13 protein-coding genes are annotated in these 16,078 nt (G+C 71.1%); 9 read left to right on the forward strand and 4 right to left on the reverse strand.

All coding sequences use genetic code 11. From position 1 onward, the window contains the following. Nucleotides 1-356 precede the first annotated feature (356 nt). Together AB0B66_RS24180 and AB0B66_RS24185 are read left to right on the forward strand one after the other, a co-directional pair. Entirely contained in the window at nt 357-878 is a 522-nt protein-coding gene (locus AB0B66_RS24180) for a GNAT family N-acetyltransferase (protein ID WP_360533989.1), read from the forward strand. A 96-nt stretch (nt 879-974) separates the two neighbouring features. Continuing rightward, complete coding sequence (locus AB0B66_RS24185) at nt 975-1,763, forward strand: hypothetical protein (protein ID WP_360533992.1); 789 nt, start codon at nt 975-977, stop codon at nt 1,761-1,763. A gap of 89 nt (nt 1,764-1,852) precedes the next feature. On the opposite strand, the gene AB0B66_RS24190 is transcribed toward AB0B66_RS24185, so the two are convergent. Both AB0B66_RS24190 and AB0B66_RS24195 read right to left on the reverse strand, forming a co-directional pair. Further along, complete coding sequence (locus AB0B66_RS24190) at nt 1,853-2,338, reverse strand: hypothetical protein (RefSeq protein ID WP_360533995.1); 486 nt, start codon at nt 2,336-2,338, stop codon at nt 1,853-1,855. Nucleotides 2,339-2,407: 69 nt separating this feature from the next. Further along, a complete protein-coding gene (locus AB0B66_RS24195) occupies nt 2,408-3,697 on the reverse strand; it encodes an aldehyde dehydrogenase family protein (protein ID WP_360533998.1) in 1,290 nt (429 codons plus the stop codon). 61 nt (nt 3,698-3,758) lie between these two features. Here AB0B66_RS24195 and AB0B66_RS24200 point away from each other — a divergent pair, with 61 nt between their 5' ends. The 3 genes from AB0B66_RS24200 to AB0B66_RS24210 all read left to right on the forward strand — a co-directional run bounded on the left by AB0B66_RS24200 (nt 3,759) and on the right by AB0B66_RS24210 (nt 6,459). Beyond that, entirely contained in the window at nt 3,759-4,211 is a 453-nt protein-coding gene (locus AB0B66_RS24200; RefSeq protein WP_360534001.1) for a DUF4440 domain-containing protein, read from the forward strand. 106 nt (nt 4,212-4,317) lie between these two features. Further along, nucleotides 4,318-5,607 carry a S1 family peptidase gene (locus AB0B66_RS24205; protein WP_360534004.1) on the forward strand — a complete coding sequence of 430 codons (1,290 nt, stop codon included), beginning with the start codon at nt 4,318-4,320 and terminating at the stop codon, nt 5,605-5,607. A 99-nt stretch (nt 5,608-5,706) separates the two neighbouring features. After that, nucleotides 5,707-6,459 (forward strand): class I SAM-dependent methyltransferase, encoded by a 753-nt coding sequence (locus AB0B66_RS24210; RefSeq protein ID WP_360534007.1) that lies wholly within the window; start codon nt 5,707-5,709, stop codon nt 6,457-6,459. Between the two features lie 38 nt (nt 6,460-6,497). Here the strand turns inward: AB0B66_RS24210 and AB0B66_RS24215 are convergent, their stop codons facing one another. After that, on the reverse strand, nt 6,498-6,668 hold the full coding sequence (locus AB0B66_RS24215; protein WP_360534010.1) for a hypothetical protein: 171 nt from the start codon (nt 6,666-6,668) through the stop codon (nt 6,498-6,500). Between the two features lie 229 nt (nt 6,669-6,897). Between AB0B66_RS24215 and AB0B66_RS24220 the strand changes: the two genes are divergently transcribed. Then, nucleotides 6,898-8,157: an AI-2E family transporter gene (locus AB0B66_RS24220; RefSeq protein ID WP_360534013.1), complete on the forward strand. Its 1,260-nt coding sequence runs from the start codon at nt 6,898-6,900 to the stop codon at nt 8,155-8,157. A 214-nt stretch (nt 8,158-8,371) separates the two neighbouring features. Here AB0B66_RS24220 and AB0B66_RS24225 read toward each other — a convergent pair whose 3' ends face one another. Beyond that, entirely contained in the window at nt 8,372-11,932 is a 3,561-nt protein-coding gene (locus AB0B66_RS24225) for a ThuA domain-containing protein (RefSeq protein WP_360534016.1), read from the reverse strand. A 437-nt stretch (nt 11,933-12,369) separates the two neighbouring features. Between AB0B66_RS24225 and AB0B66_RS24230 the strand changes: the two genes are divergently transcribed. From AB0B66_RS24230 to AB0B66_RS24240, 3 genes are all read left to right on the forward strand, one after another. Further along, the gene (locus AB0B66_RS24230; RefSeq protein WP_360534019.1) at nt 12,370-13,881 is read left to right on the forward strand and encodes a sugar ABC transporter ATP-binding protein; all 1,512 of its coding nucleotides are present in this window, start codon (nt 12,370-12,372) and stop codon (nt 13,879-13,881) included. 191 nt (nt 13,882-14,072) lie between these two features. Next, nucleotides 14,073-15,071: an ABC transporter permease gene (locus tag AB0B66_RS24235; RefSeq protein WP_360534022.1), complete on the forward strand. Its 999-nt coding sequence runs from the start codon at nt 14,073-14,075 to the stop codon at nt 15,069-15,071. After that, a complete protein-coding gene (locus AB0B66_RS24240; protein ID WP_360534025.1) occupies nt 15,068-16,072 on the forward strand; it encodes an ABC transporter permease in 1,005 nt (334 codons plus the stop codon). The genes AB0B66_RS24235 and AB0B66_RS24240 overlap by 4 nt, the downstream gene beginning before the upstream one ends. Nucleotides 16,073-16,078: the final 6 nt, after the last annotated feature.

Genomic DNA, 16,078 nt, shown 5'->3' on the forward strand with positions numbered 1-16,078 from the left:
GGCCGGGTCACGGGCGCCCCCGCGCCCCCCGCCGCGCCCCCCCGGGGGGCCCCCCGGGGGGTCCCCCGCGCCCCCCGGGCGCGCGGGGGGGGGCCCCCCCCCCGGCCGGGGCCCCGCGACTCCTTTTGTGGCACAGATCACAAGGTTGACTCGGATTCCGTCTGGGCGAGCAGTGGTCCCATATCCACCGAACCGGCTTTCAAGGGCTCCGCCACCGCCGAGAAGGTTCCGCCGCGGCGCGCTCGTACTCCTCCAAACGGATCGGCCGAACCGCGAGCAGAGGCGGCCTCTGGACATGATCCGCAGTCGTGAGGAGCGGCTCGTCGACCGGCTCGGCCGTGGCTACGGTGACCCGCATGCCTTTACTGATCGCACCCACGACCAGCCTCTACACCGCGTTCCAGGAGTGCCGCGACGACTGGGGACCCGGCCTGCACGAGGACGGCTTCGGCATCCACGCCGACGACGACCTCGACTCGCCGGAAGGCTTCGCTGACTGGGTCGGGCGGCGTCTCCACCTCGACCACGGGGCCGGAGCCCCCTGCCCCGCCGAGCGGCACGCCTCCTGCCGCTGGATCGTCGAGGACGGCCAGGTGCTCGGGGGTATCGCCATGCGGCACCGGTACGACGACGACCTCGGCCAGATCGGCTACGGCGTACGCCCGTCGGCGCGCCGCCGGGGCCTGGCGAGCTGGGCGCTGGGCGAGATGCTCCGCGAGGCCCGTACCGTGCTGGGCCTGCGCCGGGTGCTCATCCCCTGCCTGGTGGACAACCTCGCCTCCGCCCGGACCATCGAGAGCCAGGGCGGCGTGCTCGAAGGGGTCCGCGACGCCGGGCACGTCCGGGTACGCCGCTACTGGATCGACCTGGATCGCTGAGCGCACCCTGCCCGCCCGCCGCGCCCGTGGTAACCACCACCACAGGCGTGGCGGGGGGTCAGCGCGACTGGCGTCCGCGCGATACCTTCACCGGCCATGAGATCACGATTGCTGATCGCCGGGGCCCTGGCCGGTGCGCTGATGACCATGGCCTGCTCCGTCAGATGGAACACCGGCGACGAGGATGTCGCGCCCTCGCCTGTCCCCGTCGTCAGCGCCGACGCCGCGACGACCGCCTCCGTGGTCGAACTGCTGCGCGCGGGCACGAAGTTCATTGACGAGACCAGCTTCCGCACCGACGTCGACGTCTCCGGCGGGCAGGTCACCACCCGCTCGCACATGGACAACACCCGCAAACGCGGCGACGCGCTGATCTCGTTCGCGGGCAAGGCCACCGAGGTCAGGATGATCGGCGACGCCGTGTACATGAAGTCGCAGCAGATGCAGGGCGTCGGCGACGGCTGGCTGAGCCTCGACCCGGCCAAGGTCCCGGCGAGTTTCGAGCTGACCTTCGCCGCGGGCAAGAACGATCCGGGCGGCTCCGCCCGCCTGATCAACGCCATCGTCTCGGCCGAGGTCGACGGTGCCGTGACCAGCGGCACCGAGATCAAGGGCACCATCGACCTGAGCAAGGTCGGCACCGGCAACGGCATCAGCTTCCGGCTCACGAAGGGCCAGGAGTTCCCCAAGAGCATGAAGCGCCATCCGTTCAGCGCGTCGCTGGACGCCCAGGGCCGCCTGGTCGGTTTCGTGATCCCCGCGGCGGGTGGGGCGCCGAGCGCCTCGCTGCGATACAGCGACTTCGGCGCGCCGGTGACGGTGTCCGCACCGCCGGGCGCGAAGCCCGCGCCGGACGCCCTCTACGCCCAGCTCGGCCTGCAATAACCCCAGGCAGCGGCCGTCGGCCGTTAGGAAGGGCACCTTCTTATACGCGCAGCGATAAGAAGGTGCCCTTCCTTGTTCCGGGCGGGTTGTCAGCCGGCCGTGGGGCACTGGGCGAGCTCGGAGTGGTCGTACGTCCAGAACCCGAAGAACCCCGAGCTCTCCCAGCGGTACACGTGCCAGTACCGGTAGTCGGACTCGACCGGGAACGGAAGGCCCGGCAGGAGGGCGGCCCGCTCGCCGACGTACCGGTACTGGCTGGTGGTGGTCGTGCCGCAGCGGTCGCCGCCGGTGGCGGTGACGGTCAGGTCGGCCGACGCGGCGATCGCGCCGCCACTGCACCGCACGACGTAGCTGCGCTGGTAGTAATCCGTGGTCGCCCCCACCACCTGCCAGTAGCGGTAGCTGCCCACCGTTGCGACGAGCCAGAACGTCTTCGGCGTGCCGTTCACATAACGGCTGTAACTGCCCGCCGCGGAGCAGGCCAGGTCGTCCGGTGCAGCGTTGGCCGCGGCCGGGGCGACGAACACGGATGCCAGCGCCGCGACGGCGGCGACGAGTGCCAATCGGAGTCTCATACCCCGGGACGGTAGGACCGGTCGCGTCCCGTGGCGCGTCGGCGACGCCATCCCGACACGTGGACCCGGCTACGGCAACAGGTCGGCCGGCAGCCCCTGCAGTGCCACCGGCCGGCGGAAGCGTTCGACCGCCTCGGTGCCGACCGACGTGGACCACGACGCCGACGTCGCGGGCCACGGGCCGCCGTGCTGCATCGCGTCGCAGACCGCGACACCGGTCGGCACGCCGTTCCAGACGATGCGCCCGGCCCGCGCCAGCAGGCCCGGCAGCAGCGCACGGGCCGTCTCCCGGTCGTCGGCTGCGCCGAACAGCGAAGCGGTCAGCGAACCCGCCAGCCGCGACGGCACCTCGTCGGCCGCGCCGACGGCGATCACCACCGACGGCCCGAAGTGCTCCTCCAGCAACTCCCCGGCGAGCTCGTCCACGCCCACGACCACCGCGAACGCCGCGGGCGAGCCGACACCGGCGACGACCCGGTGCGCCGTGGCCGCCTGCGCCTGCCAGCTCTCGTGCGCCTGCGCCATGCCTTCGGTCAGCATCCGGTGCACCGGGACCGCCGCCACAGCCTGTGCCAGCTCCTCCGCGAACGCCGCGGACCCCGTCACGACCAGGCCCGGTTTGGTGCAGAGCTGGCCCGCCGAGCCGGTGACGGCCGCGGCCAGCGCTGACACGGTCGCCGGAACGGCCGCGCCGGGCAGCACCAGCACCGGGTTGAGCGAACCCATCTCGGCGTACACCGGAATCGGATCGGGTCGTGCCGCCGCCGCGTCCATCAGCGCCCGGCCGCCGGTCAGCGACCCGGTGAAGCCGACCGCCCGGATGCCGGGTGCCCGCACCAGTTCGAGCGACACCTCCGGACCTCCCGCGACCAGCGAGAACGCGCCGTCGGGCAGGGTGCGGGCGAGGATCTGCCCGAGCAGCTCACCGGTGCGCGGCTGCGCCGGATGCGCCTTGACCACCACCGGGCACCCGGCGGCCAGTGCCGACGCGGTGTCGCCGCCGCTCACCCCGAACGCGAGCGGGAAGTTCGACGCCGCGAACACCGCGACCGGACCGACCGGCACCGGCACGGTCACCACGTCGCCACCTCCGGCGGCGACGCCGGCCGACACCCGCCGCCACGGCTTGGCCGCGTGGTCGCCGAGCAGCCGCAGCTGGCCGGTGGTGCGGTCAAGCTCGCCGCGCAGCCGGGCCTCGGTCAGGCCGGTCTCGGCCAGCGCGGTCACGACGATCTCGTCGCCCGCCGCGGCGAGCGCGTCCGCGCACGCGTGCAGCATGGCGCGGCGCGGTCCGCCGCCGAGCGACGCCAGATCCGGTGCGGCCGCGACCGCCTGCGACACCGCGGTGGACACGTTCACGAGCGGAACTCCCTAGCTCTCTGGATCTGCAAGTGGTGCAACGACAAGTTAGCGTCCCTGCATGACCGCCGACAGTTCCGAAACAATTCGGGCGGACCGCGCCGCGATCGCGGAGATCGTGCGCGTGTTCTTCGCCGCCTTCGTCTCCGGCCCGGACGGCACCACGCGCCTCGACGCGCTGCGCGGCCTGTTCCTGCCCGGCGCGGTGATCGTGAAGACCTGCGGCGGCGAGCCGACGGTGTACGACGTCGACGGCTTCATCGCACCCCGCCAGGCGCTGCTGGCAGGCGGGACGCTGACCGACTTCCGGGAGTGGGAGCTGTCCGGGCGCACCGAGGTCTTCGGCGACATCGCCCAGCACTTCTGCTCCTACGCCAAGTCCGGTGTGCAGGACGGGACAGCCTTCACCGGCCGGGGCATGAAGACGATGCAGTTCGCACGCACCTGCGCCGGCTGGCGGATCAGCGCCGCCGCTTGGGACGACGAGCGGGAAGGCCTGGTCGTCACCGGCTGACACCGCTGTTGCGTGCCCGACAGTCGCAAGCACGACGTGCGATGGCACGGGATCTCCTGCCCGGACATGGTGAGGGCTCGATTTCCCCTGCCCGAGGAGTACACGAATGGTGCGATGGAAGCAGGCCGCCCTCAGCGCGTGCGCGCTCGGCCTGGCCGTGGCGCTGCTGCCGCCCGGATCCGCCGCCGCGCGGCCCACGGCCGAGGCGAGTCCCGCCGGCGTCGACTGGTTCGCCGAGGAGGCGGCCGGATTCGCCAAGGAGCGCGGCATCTCCGAGGCCGAGGCCCGCGAGCGCATGGCCTGGCAGCTGGTGGCTCCGGACCTCGACGAGCGGCTGCAGAAAGACCTCGGCGCGCGATACGGCGCGGTATGGGTCGACGTGCGCGACGGAGACCGGGTCAAGGTCGGCGTCACCGGCGAGGTCGACGAGCCCGCACGGGCCGTCGTCAAGTCGGCGGCGCAGGCGGTGGGCCTGACCGGCGGCTACGACCTGGTGTCCGTGAAGCGCTCGGCGGCACGCCTGGCCGCCGACAACGACTGGCTGGGCGAGGAGGTCATCCGGGTCAACCGCGACGCGACCGTGTTCCTGAGCGCGGGCCTGCGCCCTGATCTGAACGCGGTGCAGCTCGGTGTGCCCCGCAAGGGCGGTTTGACGGCCGCGCAGGAGGCCTTGGTGAAGGCGGCGCAGGACCGGTTGGGCGACGGGGTGGTGCTGGCGGCGACGTCCGGCGGTTACCGACCCTTCCTCGGCTGCGACTCGCCGTACTGCGACGCGCCGCTGCGGGGCGGCGTGAAGATCAACCACCCGGACACGTCGTGCACCTCCGGGTTCATCGCGCAGAGCAAGGTCGACAGCAAGAAGTACGTCGTCACCGCCGGCCACTGCGCCATGGACAACCTCGGCACCTGGAGCAGCAAGAACGCCGCGCTCACCGTCAAGGCCATCGGACCGGTGCACCGCTGGATCTTCGACACGTACATCGGGGACATGGCGATCATCCGGATCAGCGACACGTCGGTGGCGACCGGCTGGGACCCGCGGCCCTGGGTGCTGGTCACCTACAGCCCGCAGACCAACCAGAACACGACCTACCACATCGCCGAGGACAAGATGAGCCTGCTCGGCATGCGCATCTGCACCACCGGCATGGCCACCCGGATGACCAACTGCGGTCACGTCACCGAACTCGGCCTCACCGCCAACCTCGGCGGGCTGTCCATGCGCAACCTGGGCCGCACCTCCAACTGCAGCAAGCGCGGCGACAGCGGCGCGCCGATGTTCGCCAGCCACGTCGCGTACGGCATCCTCGTCGGCGGCGTCGAGGACGACTGCGACACCGTCTACCAGGGCATCCGTACCGCCGAACGCGAACTGAACGTCAACATCCTGCACTGAGCCTCGGGGCGGCGCGCATGTCGGCGACGGCGTACGCGCCGCCCCGGTGGCGGTGTAAATGGCTGGCACGAGCGGGTCGAGGTGGGCAGGCTCGTGCCCATGACGAGTAGTGATCTTTGGGACGAAGCCACCGCGGCACGGTACGACGACAACTCCGCCGAGATGTTCGCACCCGACGCGCTCGATCCGGCCGTGGACTTCCTCGCCCGGCTGGCCGGGTCGGGTCCGGCGCTGGAGTTCGCGATCGGCACCGGGCGGGTGGCGGTGCCGCTCGCCGCCCGCGGCGTGCGGGTCAGCGGGATCGAGCTGTCGCAGCCGATGGTGGACCAGTTGCGGCGCAAGATCTCCGAGCAGGAGATGCCGGTCGCCGTCGGCGACATGGCCACCACCACGGTGCCCGGCGAGTTCTCGCTGGTGTACGTGGTGTGGAACAGCATCGGCAACGTCCGTACCCAGGACGAGCAGGTGGAATGCTTCCGCAACGCCGCCCGGCACCTGGCGCCGGGCGGCCGGTTCGTGATCGAGCTGTGGATCCCGGGCATCCGGCGGATGCCCCCGGGCCAGTCGGCGGTGCCGTTCTCGGTGACCGACCGGCACGTCGGCTTCGACACGTACGACATGGTCACCCAGCAGGGGACCTCGCACCACTACCGAAAGCTCGACGACGGCAGCACCCGCTACGGCGCGAGCAACTTCCGCTACATCTGGCCGGCCGAGTGCGACCTGATGGCGCGGCTGGCCGGGCTGGAGTTCGAACAGCGCCTGGCGGACTGGCACGGGGCCCCGTTCACCTCCGACAGCGAGAGCCACGTCTCGGTCTGGCGCAAACCGGTGCACACCGCCGACCGCTGACGACACCTCGCGCCGCCGCCACGGCGGGCGGGGATGGATCAGGCTCCGGCGTTCGCGCTGCCGGCCACCGGCGGGGCGAAGGGGTCGACGACGACCGGGCGCGGAGCGGCCGTGTCACGGATGTCCGTCCGGGGCTCCTCCGGTGCGCTGAAGACCAGCGTGGCCGGCGGGTTGGGCCGGTCGGGACGGTTCGCGGATGCAGCGGACAACGCGGGCTCCAAGTGGATCAACAGTCGGGGGCGATACTCCGAGGTCCGGGGCACCTGGCCACGACGGTACCCGGGATGTGCGACAGATAACAGCCAGTAACGGAAACAACCGGACTGTGGGCAGCCGTTTGCCGCCCCCGGCTCCGGGTACCCGGAGGCTCAGCCGGTCTCGCCCTGCCCCGGTGCAGGGCGGGCCGCCGGCCTTCCTCACCGCCCCCGGAGGCCCGCCATGCCGCTGCCCGAAGCCGCCGTCACCGCGGCCCCACCGCCGATCGAAGCAGCCCGGTGGCGGGCCGGACTGCGCGCCGCCCGGCAGCGGCTGGAGTCGGCCCGCACTCCCCCGCCGCTGCTGCCGCTGGACACCGAGGACGACGCGGGCGACGAGCCGCACCAGGAGGCCGACATCGCCGTCCCGTACTGGCTGCGGGTCTGCGCCGCGTGGGGCTGGCGGCTGCTCGTGCTGGCCGGGGTGGGCTGGGTGCTGCTGTCGCTGGCGGGGCGGCTCGCCCAGGTGCTGGTGCCACTGGCCATCGCGCTGCTGCTGGCGGCACTGCTCGCGCCGATGGTGCGGCTGCTTCACGAGCGGCTGCGGCTGCCCGCCTCGCTGGCCACCGCGATCGTCGTGTTCGGCGGGGTGCTGCTGACGGTGGGCTTCCTCACCCTGCTGGTCACGCAGCTCATCGACGGCATGCCGGGCCTGGCCGAGAACGCCGCCGCAGGCCTGCAGCAGGTCCGCGAGTGGCTGCGCACCGGCCCGCTGCACCTGTCCACCCGCCAGCTCGACGGCACGTTCGACGCGGCGGGCGCCTGGGTCACCGACAACCGGCAGAACCTGACCAGCGGCCTGTTCGCCACGGCGGGCATGGGGTTCGAGGTGCTGATCACGGCGATGCTCATCATCGTCGTGACGTTCTTCTTCCTGCGGGACGGGCGGCGGCTGTGGCACCTGTCGATGATCGCGCTGCCGCGCCGGGCGCGCCGCCGGGTGCTGGAGGCGGGCGACGCCGGGTGGCTGACCCTGGTCGCGTACGTACGGGCCACCGTGATCGTGGCGTTCATCGACGCGGTCGGCATCGGGCTGGCCCTGGTGCTGCTGCGGGTCGAGTTCGCCTTCCTGCTGGCGGCGCTGGTGTTCCTGGCCTCGTTCATCCCGATCGTCGGGGCGACGGTCTCCGGGGCGGTGGCGGTGCTCGTCGCCCTGGTCGACGAGGGGCCGCTGACGGCGCTGATCGTGCTCGCGGCGGTGATCGTGGTGCAGCAGGTCGAGGGGCACGTGCTGCAACCGCTGATCATGGGCCGGGCGGTCTCCATCCATCCGCTGGCGGTGATCGTGGCGCTGGCCGCCGGGGTCGCCGTCGCCGGGATCATCGGCGCGCTGGTGGCGGTCCCGCTGGTCGCGGTCCTGAACACCGCCCTACGACACCTGACCCACTACCAGCCCCCGCCCGCCCCGGAGGCGGTCGTGGTGAGCGCCGACCCGGCGCCCTGAGTCCCCGCCCTGCCGCGTTGATCATGAACTTATGGACGCGTTCGACGGCGTGTCACCACCCTGCCGCCGTGATCACCAAGGCGACCGCGATACGGGCGAAGGTGATCACGGCACTGGGGTGGCGACACGCCGTCGAACACTGACTTAAGTTCATGATCAACGCAGGCGGGGCGACGCCGGCCCGGTCACCCAGGTGTGATCGGGCCGGCGGGTCTCATACCTGGGTGAGGCGCCAGGTCTGGTTGGCGCCGGTGTGGCAGGTCCACTGGATGATCGCGGCGTTGTCGGCGGTCGAGGCCCCGTTGACGTCGAGGCACTTACCGCTGTGGACGGCCTTGAGCTGGTACACCCCGGTGGTCGAGGTGGGCACCGCCTGCCACTTCATGTTGTTGTTCGTGGTGCAGGTCAGCTGCACCATCGCCGCCCCGTCGGCGGTGGAGCCGCCCGAGGCCGCCAGGCACTTGCCGCTGTGCACCGCCTTGAGGTAGACGTAGCCGCTGCCCGCGTCGACGGCCTGCCACTTCTGGTTGTTGCCGCCGGTGGCGGGCCACTGCACCACGGTCGCGTTGTCCGCCGTGGACACCCCGCTGACGTCGACCAGCTTGCTGCTGTGCTGGGCCGTCAGGGTGTACGTCTTGCCGGCGATCCCCCCGCTCGGGGTGGTGCCGACGCCGGAGCCGCCGAAGGTGAACGAGTCGACGTCGAAGCCGTTGTTCGCGCTCGACTTGAACACCATGTACAGCTGGTGCGTGCCGGACAGCGACGCCACGCTCGCGGCCGACTGCTGGACGTAGGTGTCCCAGCCGCCGGTGGCCGCGACCGTGTTGGTCGCCAGCAGGGTGCCCGTCGGGGAGTCGGCGCGCAGCTCGATGCTGCCGCCGCCGCTGGGCGAGGACACCCGGTAGCTGACGCTGGTGATGCCCTGCACGCTCATCGGGTTGAACATGATCCAGTCGTTGTTGCTGATGTCGCCGATCCGGTTGCCGCTCTCCGCGCCGGACTGCGCGATCACCCGGATGCCGGACTGGCTGGTGAAGTACTCCGCCTGCTTGTGCTTGGGCTGCAGCACCACGTTGGCGTAGCCGGTCAGCCGCGCCACCGAACCGTTGCCGTTGTCCTGGTAGCGGGAGTTGAGCAGGTAGAACAGGTTTGCCCCGTCCGGGTGGCCGCCGAGGTTGCCGGTGTTGATGGTGCCGGAGCAGCCGGACAGGTCGGTGGTCGGGTGGGCGTGGTCGTCGTGGCCGAGGGCCGGGTTGGTGAACACCTGCGTGCAGTTGATCGTGCCGTCCTGCGCGTCGGTGACGCTCAGGCTGTACGCGACGTCCTGCCCGAAGTCGAGCATGCCGCCGTTGGGCGGTGAGGTGATGTTCACGACCGGGGCGTTGTTGCCGACCGTGATCGGGATGTTGACGAACGAGGACCGGCCCGTGTTGTCGGTGACGGTCAGCTTCGCCGTGTAGTTGCCGTTGCTGGTGTACGCCCGGGTCGGGTTCGCGGCGGTGGAGTCGGTGCTGCCGTTGCTGTCGAAGTCCCAGGCGTAGGAGATGGTTTCCCCGGCGTCCGGGTCGTACGAGCCGGCGCTGGAGAACGACACGTTCAGCGTGGCAAGACCGTTGGTCGGGGTGGCCGTGGCCTTGGCGACCGGAGCGCGCCCGCCGTGCACGTAGTCGATGCGGTAGAGCCCGGAGTCGTTGTTGCCGCCGCCGAACTCCGATCCCCATTCGAGCACGTAGAGCGAGCCGTCGGGGCCGAAGCGCATTGCCATCGGCTTGATGAAGCCGCCACCCGGCAGGAACGGGTTGATCTTCACCAGGTTGCCCGAGGAGTCGAAGTGGATCTCCTTGATGTAGTTGCGGGACCACTCGTAGAAGAAGTGCACGCCGTTGTAGTACGCCGGGAACTTCGTCGCCGAGGTGCTGGAGGCGTTGTAGCGGTAGACCGGGCCGCCCATCGGCGCCGAGCCGCCCTCACCCATCTCCGGGAACGTCGGCGAGACGCCGTAGCCGTACCAGATCTGGGGCTGGACCAGCGCCGGGAGGTTGCGCAGGCCGGTGTTGTTCGGCGAGTCGTTGACCGGGGCGCTGCAGTTGAACTTCGCCCCGACGACGCCGGTGGTCGGGTTGTACGGCGCGTACGGCTGGTTGTTGCCGTGGCAGAACGGCCAGCCGAAGTTGCCTGCCTGCTTGATCACGTTCAGCTCGACCAGGCCCTCCGGGCCGCGGTTGGTGGTCGCGCCGCCCCGGTCGGGTCCGTAGTCGGCCAGGTTCACCCAGCCGGTCTGCATGTCGACTTCGAACCGGAACGGGTTGCGGAAGCCCATCGCGTAGATCTCGGGCTTGGTCAGCGAGGTGCCCGGGGCGAACAGGTTGCCGCTGGGGATGGTGTAGGTGCCGTTGCTCTCCGGGTGGATGCGCAGCAGCTTGCCCCGCAGGTCGTTGGTGTTGCCGGCGCTGCGGGCAGCGTCCAGGAAGCTCTTGCCGGACCGCCAGTCGAGCGGCGCGTAGCCCTGCCAGGCCGGGTCGAGGTTGGGCGGGGTGTCGTCACCGGTCGACAGGAACAGGTTGCCGCCCGGCCCGAAGGCCAGGTAACCGCCCGTGTGGCCGGGCTCGCTGAAGGTGCGGTCCCGGTACGCGGGCACGCTGAGCAGGACCTGCTCGGTGGACAGGTTGATGGTGTCACCGCTGACCGTGAACCGGGACAGCCGGTTGACGTCGGTCGAGCTCGACGCGGGCGAGTAGTAGAGGTAGATCCACCCGTTGCTGGCGAAGTTCGGGTCGAGGACCATGCCGACCAGGCCGTCCTCACCGCCGGTGTACACCGACAGCTGGGCCGCCTGCACGGTCTGCTGCTGGGCGGGCTTGAAGATGGCGACCTTGCCGCCGCGCTGCACGTAGAACACCCGGCCGTCGGGGGCGACGTCCATCGCCATCGGGTCGACGGTGTTGGAGTCGAGGGTGACCTTCTCGAAGTTGCTCCACACCGTGCCGCCGCAGTCGCCGGCCGCATTTCCGGCCGCGTAGCGCACGCCGCCGAGGACGTGGTTGCGGAAGTTGGTCTCGCTGTAGGACGCGTCGTCGTGGCCCATGGCGGTGGCCCACACCTTGCCGCCCTCGGCCTCGCGACACCAGGAGATCGGGTGGTCGGGCCCCATCGCCGCGCCGCCCGGGTTGTACGTGCGCTCGTCGGCCGTCACCAGCACGTGCACCTGGCCGCGGGCGTTGACGTCGAAGTTGTACCACTCCTCGGTGCGCTGCCAGTTGTCCGGCAGGCCGACCGTGGACGGGTGCACCTTGTCGGCCACCCGCGCGTAGCCCTGCAGCGAGCCCGGCGAGTGCTCGGGCATGTGCGCGCCGCCGTTGATGGTGGCGTCCCACCACGGGAAGGCCGACTCGATGCCCATGTCGGTGGCGTTGTGGATGGCCACGATGCCCTTGCCGCTGCGCAGGAAGTTCTGCGTGGCGGTGCGCTGGGAGTCGTTGTCGAAGACCATGCCGGAGGTCTGGAACATCACCAGCACGTCGAACGTGTTGAGGTTGGAGGTGTTCAGGACGCTGGAGTCCTCGCTGAACACCACCTCGAAGTTGTTGGCCGCGGCCAGCTGGTTGAACATGGTGACACCGGCGGCGATGGATCCGTGCCGGTAGCCGGCGGTCTCGCTGAACACCAGCGCGCGGAATGCCGGTGCGGCCGTGGCGGCGCCCGTGGGCACCACGCTGACGGCTATTGCGGTGGCCAGCGCGAGGAACGCGCCAAGGACAGGTCTGCGGCGGCTCATGCCGTCTCCTTCTACCCCTAAAAGGACGGTCGGGTCCGTCATGCGTCCGCCGCGACACATGACCGTGCAGCACTCCCATGCCGGACAGGGATTCGGCATCGACATGTGTCGGTTTCGTTAACGGGAGCGCGAAGCCGAGCATGGCCCGAGCCAGAGGACCGCGTCAATATCCTGGCGATGCCAGTTTTAGAAGAACCACGGAAAGTTCGTTGCCTGCTAGGCGAAACTACGGTCCGGGACAGAAAAAGTCGCGTGAGCGCTCACATCTTCCCTGCTAGATACATCAATGCAGAACCGTGACCATTTCCGGCTCGTTGCGGGCTTGCTAGATCGAGCGTCAACGTTTAACGTCCGACGCCAAGACTTCCGATCAGTACAGCAAAAGTTGTTGCCCTGCCAACGAAAGTGCCTCAACCCGAAACGATCGAGGAGGTGCGGTGCAGCCAGACAGCGACACTCCCCTGCTGCGGATGCGCGGCGTCGGCAAGGCGTTCTTCGGGGTACGCGTGCTCGACGACGTCGACCTCGACCTCCACTCCGGACAGGTGCACGCGCTGGTCGGCGAGAACGGCGCCGGCAAGTCCACCCTGATGAAGATCGCCAGCGGCGTGTACCAGCCCGACGCCGGCACGCTGGAGCTGTCCGGGCAGGCGGTGACGCTGCCCGACCCCCGCGCCGCGCAGGCCGCCGGGATCGGCATCATCCACCAGGAGTTCAACCTGCTCCCGGAGCGCACCGTCGCCGAGAACGTGTTCCTCGGCCGCGAACCGATGCGCCGCGGGCTGGTCGACCGCCGCGCCATGCAGGCCCGCACCGCCGAACTCCTCACCGGCATCGGCGAGACCGCGATCGCGCCGCAGACCAGGGTCGGCCGGCTCAGCGTCGCCCAGCAGCAGGTCGTCGAGATCGTCAAGGCACTCGCGCTCGACGCGCGGGTGCTCATCATGGACGAGCCCACCGCCGCGCTGGCCGACCACGAGGTCGAGTTGCTGTACGGGCTGGTCCGGCGGTTGCAGCAGCGCGGCATCGGCATCCTGTACGTCTCGCACCGGCTCACCGAGGTCTTCGACCTGTCCGGGCGCATCACCGTGCTCAAGGACGGCCGCCGCGTCACGACCCTCGACACCGCCGAGGCCACCGCGGACACGCTTGTCCGCCACATGGTCGGCCGCGAGCTGTCGCACTACTACCCCGAACGCGCCGCCCCCGGCAGCGCCGGCGCGGCCCGGCTGCGGCTGTCCGCCGCGGGCAACGGCCGCCTGCGCCCGGTCGACCTCGAACTGCGCTCCGGCGAGGTGCTCGGCGTCGGCGGGCTGCAGGGCTCCGGCCGCTCCGCGCTGGCCCGCGCCGTCTTCGGTGTGGACGGCTTCCGCACCGGGCAGCTGCTGCTCGACGGGGTGCCGGTGCGGGTGCGCTCGCCGCGCCAGGCGGTGCGGGCCGGGATCGCGTACGTGACCGAGGACCGCAAGGCCGAAGGGCTCGCGCTCAGCCAGTCGGTGCTCGACAACGCCCTGCTCGCCCAGCACGCCGTGCGGCCGCGCTGGTTCGCCCGCACCGCCCGCGCCACCACCGTGCGCGAGCTGCTCGACGCCGTCGAGGTGCACGCCGCCGGGACCGGTCAGGAGATCCGCTACCTGTCCGGCGGCAACCAGCAGAAGGTGATCCTGGCCCGCTGGCTGGCGATGACACCGCGGGTGTTGCTGTTCGACGAGCCCACCCGCGGCATCGACGTCGGCGCGAAGGCCGCGATCCACGACCTGATCCGCAGGCTCGCCGACGACGGCGCGGCGGTACTGATGATCTCGTCGGAACTGCCCGAGCTGATCGGCATGAGCGACCGCATCGTCGTCATGCGCGACGGCGCCATCGCCGGCGAACTTCCTGCCGGAGCGAGCGAGGAGGCCGTGATGGGCCTGGCCACCGGCGCCACCGGCGAGGAGACGGCATGAGCGAGCGAATCAGCAGGCTCGGAGATGCCGCCGACGAGCGCAGCGAGGAGAAGGCATGAGCGAGCAAAGCGAGCGAATCAGCAGGCTCGGAGATGCCGCCGACGAGCGCAGCGAGGAGAAGGCATGAGCGAGCAAAGCGAGCGAATCAGCAGGCTCGAAGATGCCGCCGACGAGCGCAGCGAGGAGAAGGCATGAGCGAGCTGCGCTCCCGGCTGCGGCTGCCGCAGCTCGACGCGACCAACGGGGTGTGGGCGGCGCTGGCCGTGGCGCTGATCGTCGGCGGCACGCTGGTCGCCCTCGACGGCGGTTCGCTGTTCAGCGAGTCGAGCACGATCAGCCTGCTACAGCGGGCCGCCGGCCTGGGCATCGTCGCGGTCGGGCAGACCATCGCCATCCTCGCCGGCTCGCTCGACCTGTCGGTGGCGTACGTGATCAGTCTGACGTCGCTGGTCGCCGCCGAGACGATGGCCGGCTCCGACGGCATGGTGCTGCCCGCGATCCTCGCCGTGCTCGCCGTGTCGGCCGGGATCGGGCTGGTCAACGGGCTGCTGGTCACGAAGTTGCGGATCAACGCGTTCATCGCGACGCTCGGCGTCGGCCTGCTCATCAAGGGCTACCTGGAGCAGGGGTACGCCGGACCGGCGGGCAGCGTGCCGACCTCGTTCCAGCACCTGGGCTACGACCGCCTCGGCCCGGTGCCGCTGTCGTTCCTGCTGTTCGCCGCGGTCGCCGCCGCGGTCTGGTTCACCCTGCGCAGCACCCGCTACGGCCACCACCTCATCGCGACCGGCGGCGACCTCGACGTGGCCCGCCTGTCCGGGGTGCGCACCGACCGGGTCCTGATCCGCACCCACGTCATCTGCTCGCTGTGCGCCGGGATCGCCGGGCTCTACCTGGCCAGCCGGCTGGGCGCGGGCGCGCCCCGGGTCGGCGCGGAAGGCGGCTACGACCTGGAGTCCATCGCCGCGGTCGTGCTCGGCGGCACCGTGCTGGCCGGGGGCCGCGGCGGGGTCACCGGCACCGTCGGCGGGGTGCTGCTGCTGGCCGTCATCGACGGCGTGTTCAACCAGCTCGAAGTGGACTCCTTCTTCAAGCAGATGGTGCGCGGCGTGGTCATCGTCGCCGCGGTCGCGGTGTACGCCCTGCGCCTGCGCCGCACCTCCGACCGGCGGAAGGCGGCCGTGGCATGAGCACTGAAGTGGCTACACCGGCCGCGGCCGTGAAGTCCGGGCTGGGCGGCGGCGGGCGCAGCGGCTGGGGTGCGGGCAGCATCCGGCCCGTGCTGATCATCCTGGTATTGCTGCTGGTCGCGGTCGGCATCCGCCAGCCCGACTTCTACGACCCGCCCGTGCTGCTGGCGTTCCTCAAACGCGCCGCCCCGCTGATCATCCTGGCCGCCGGGCAGTACTTCGTCATCGTCGCGGGCGACTTCGACCTGTCCGTGGGCTCGCTGGTCACTGCCGAAGTCGTGATCGCCGCCCGGCTCATCGACGGCGACCCGGCCGCGACCTGGCCGGTCATCGCGCTGCTGCTCGGCTTCGGCCTGCTCATCGGCCTGGTCAACGGTGTGGTCACCACCCTGCTGCAGGTGCCGTCGTTCATCACCACCCTCGGCATGTACCTGGTGCTCGTCGGCGCGGTCTACACCTGGACCGGCGGTTCGCCGCGCGGGGCGCTGTCGGAGGAGTTCCGGATGTTCGGCCGCCGCGGCATCGACGGCGTGCCGGTGCTGGGCCAGCTGCCGTACGCGGTGCTGGTGCTGGCCGGGGTCGCGGTGCTCGCCGTGCTGGCGATGCGCTCGGACTTCGGCAAGGTGCTGCTCGCCGTCGGCGACAACCCGCGCGCGGCCCGGCTCGCCGGTGCCCGCACAGCCCGGATGCGCACCATCGCGTTCGCGGTCAGCGGGGCCTGCGCGGCCGTCGCGGCGATCCTGCTCGGCGGCTTCGGCGGGGTGTCCTTCCAGGTCGGGCAGGGCCTGGAGTTCACCGCGATCACCGCGGTCGTGCTCGGCGGGGTGGTGCTCGGCGGCGGGCGCGGCTCGGTCGCCGGGGCCATGCTCGGCGCGCTCACCCTGCAGACCCTGCTCACCCTGCTCAACCTGCTCGGCGTCTCCGGGGCGCTCAGCTCCGCCGTGCAGGGCCTGATCATCCTCGCCGCCGTCGCCGTCGGCACGCTGCGCCGCCGCACCTGAACCGCC

This window comes from Catellatospora sp. NPDC049111 (genome assembly GCF_040648615.1).
GTDB lineage: Bacteria > Actinomycetota > Actinomycetes > Mycobacteriales > Micromonosporaceae > Catellatospora > Catellatospora aurea.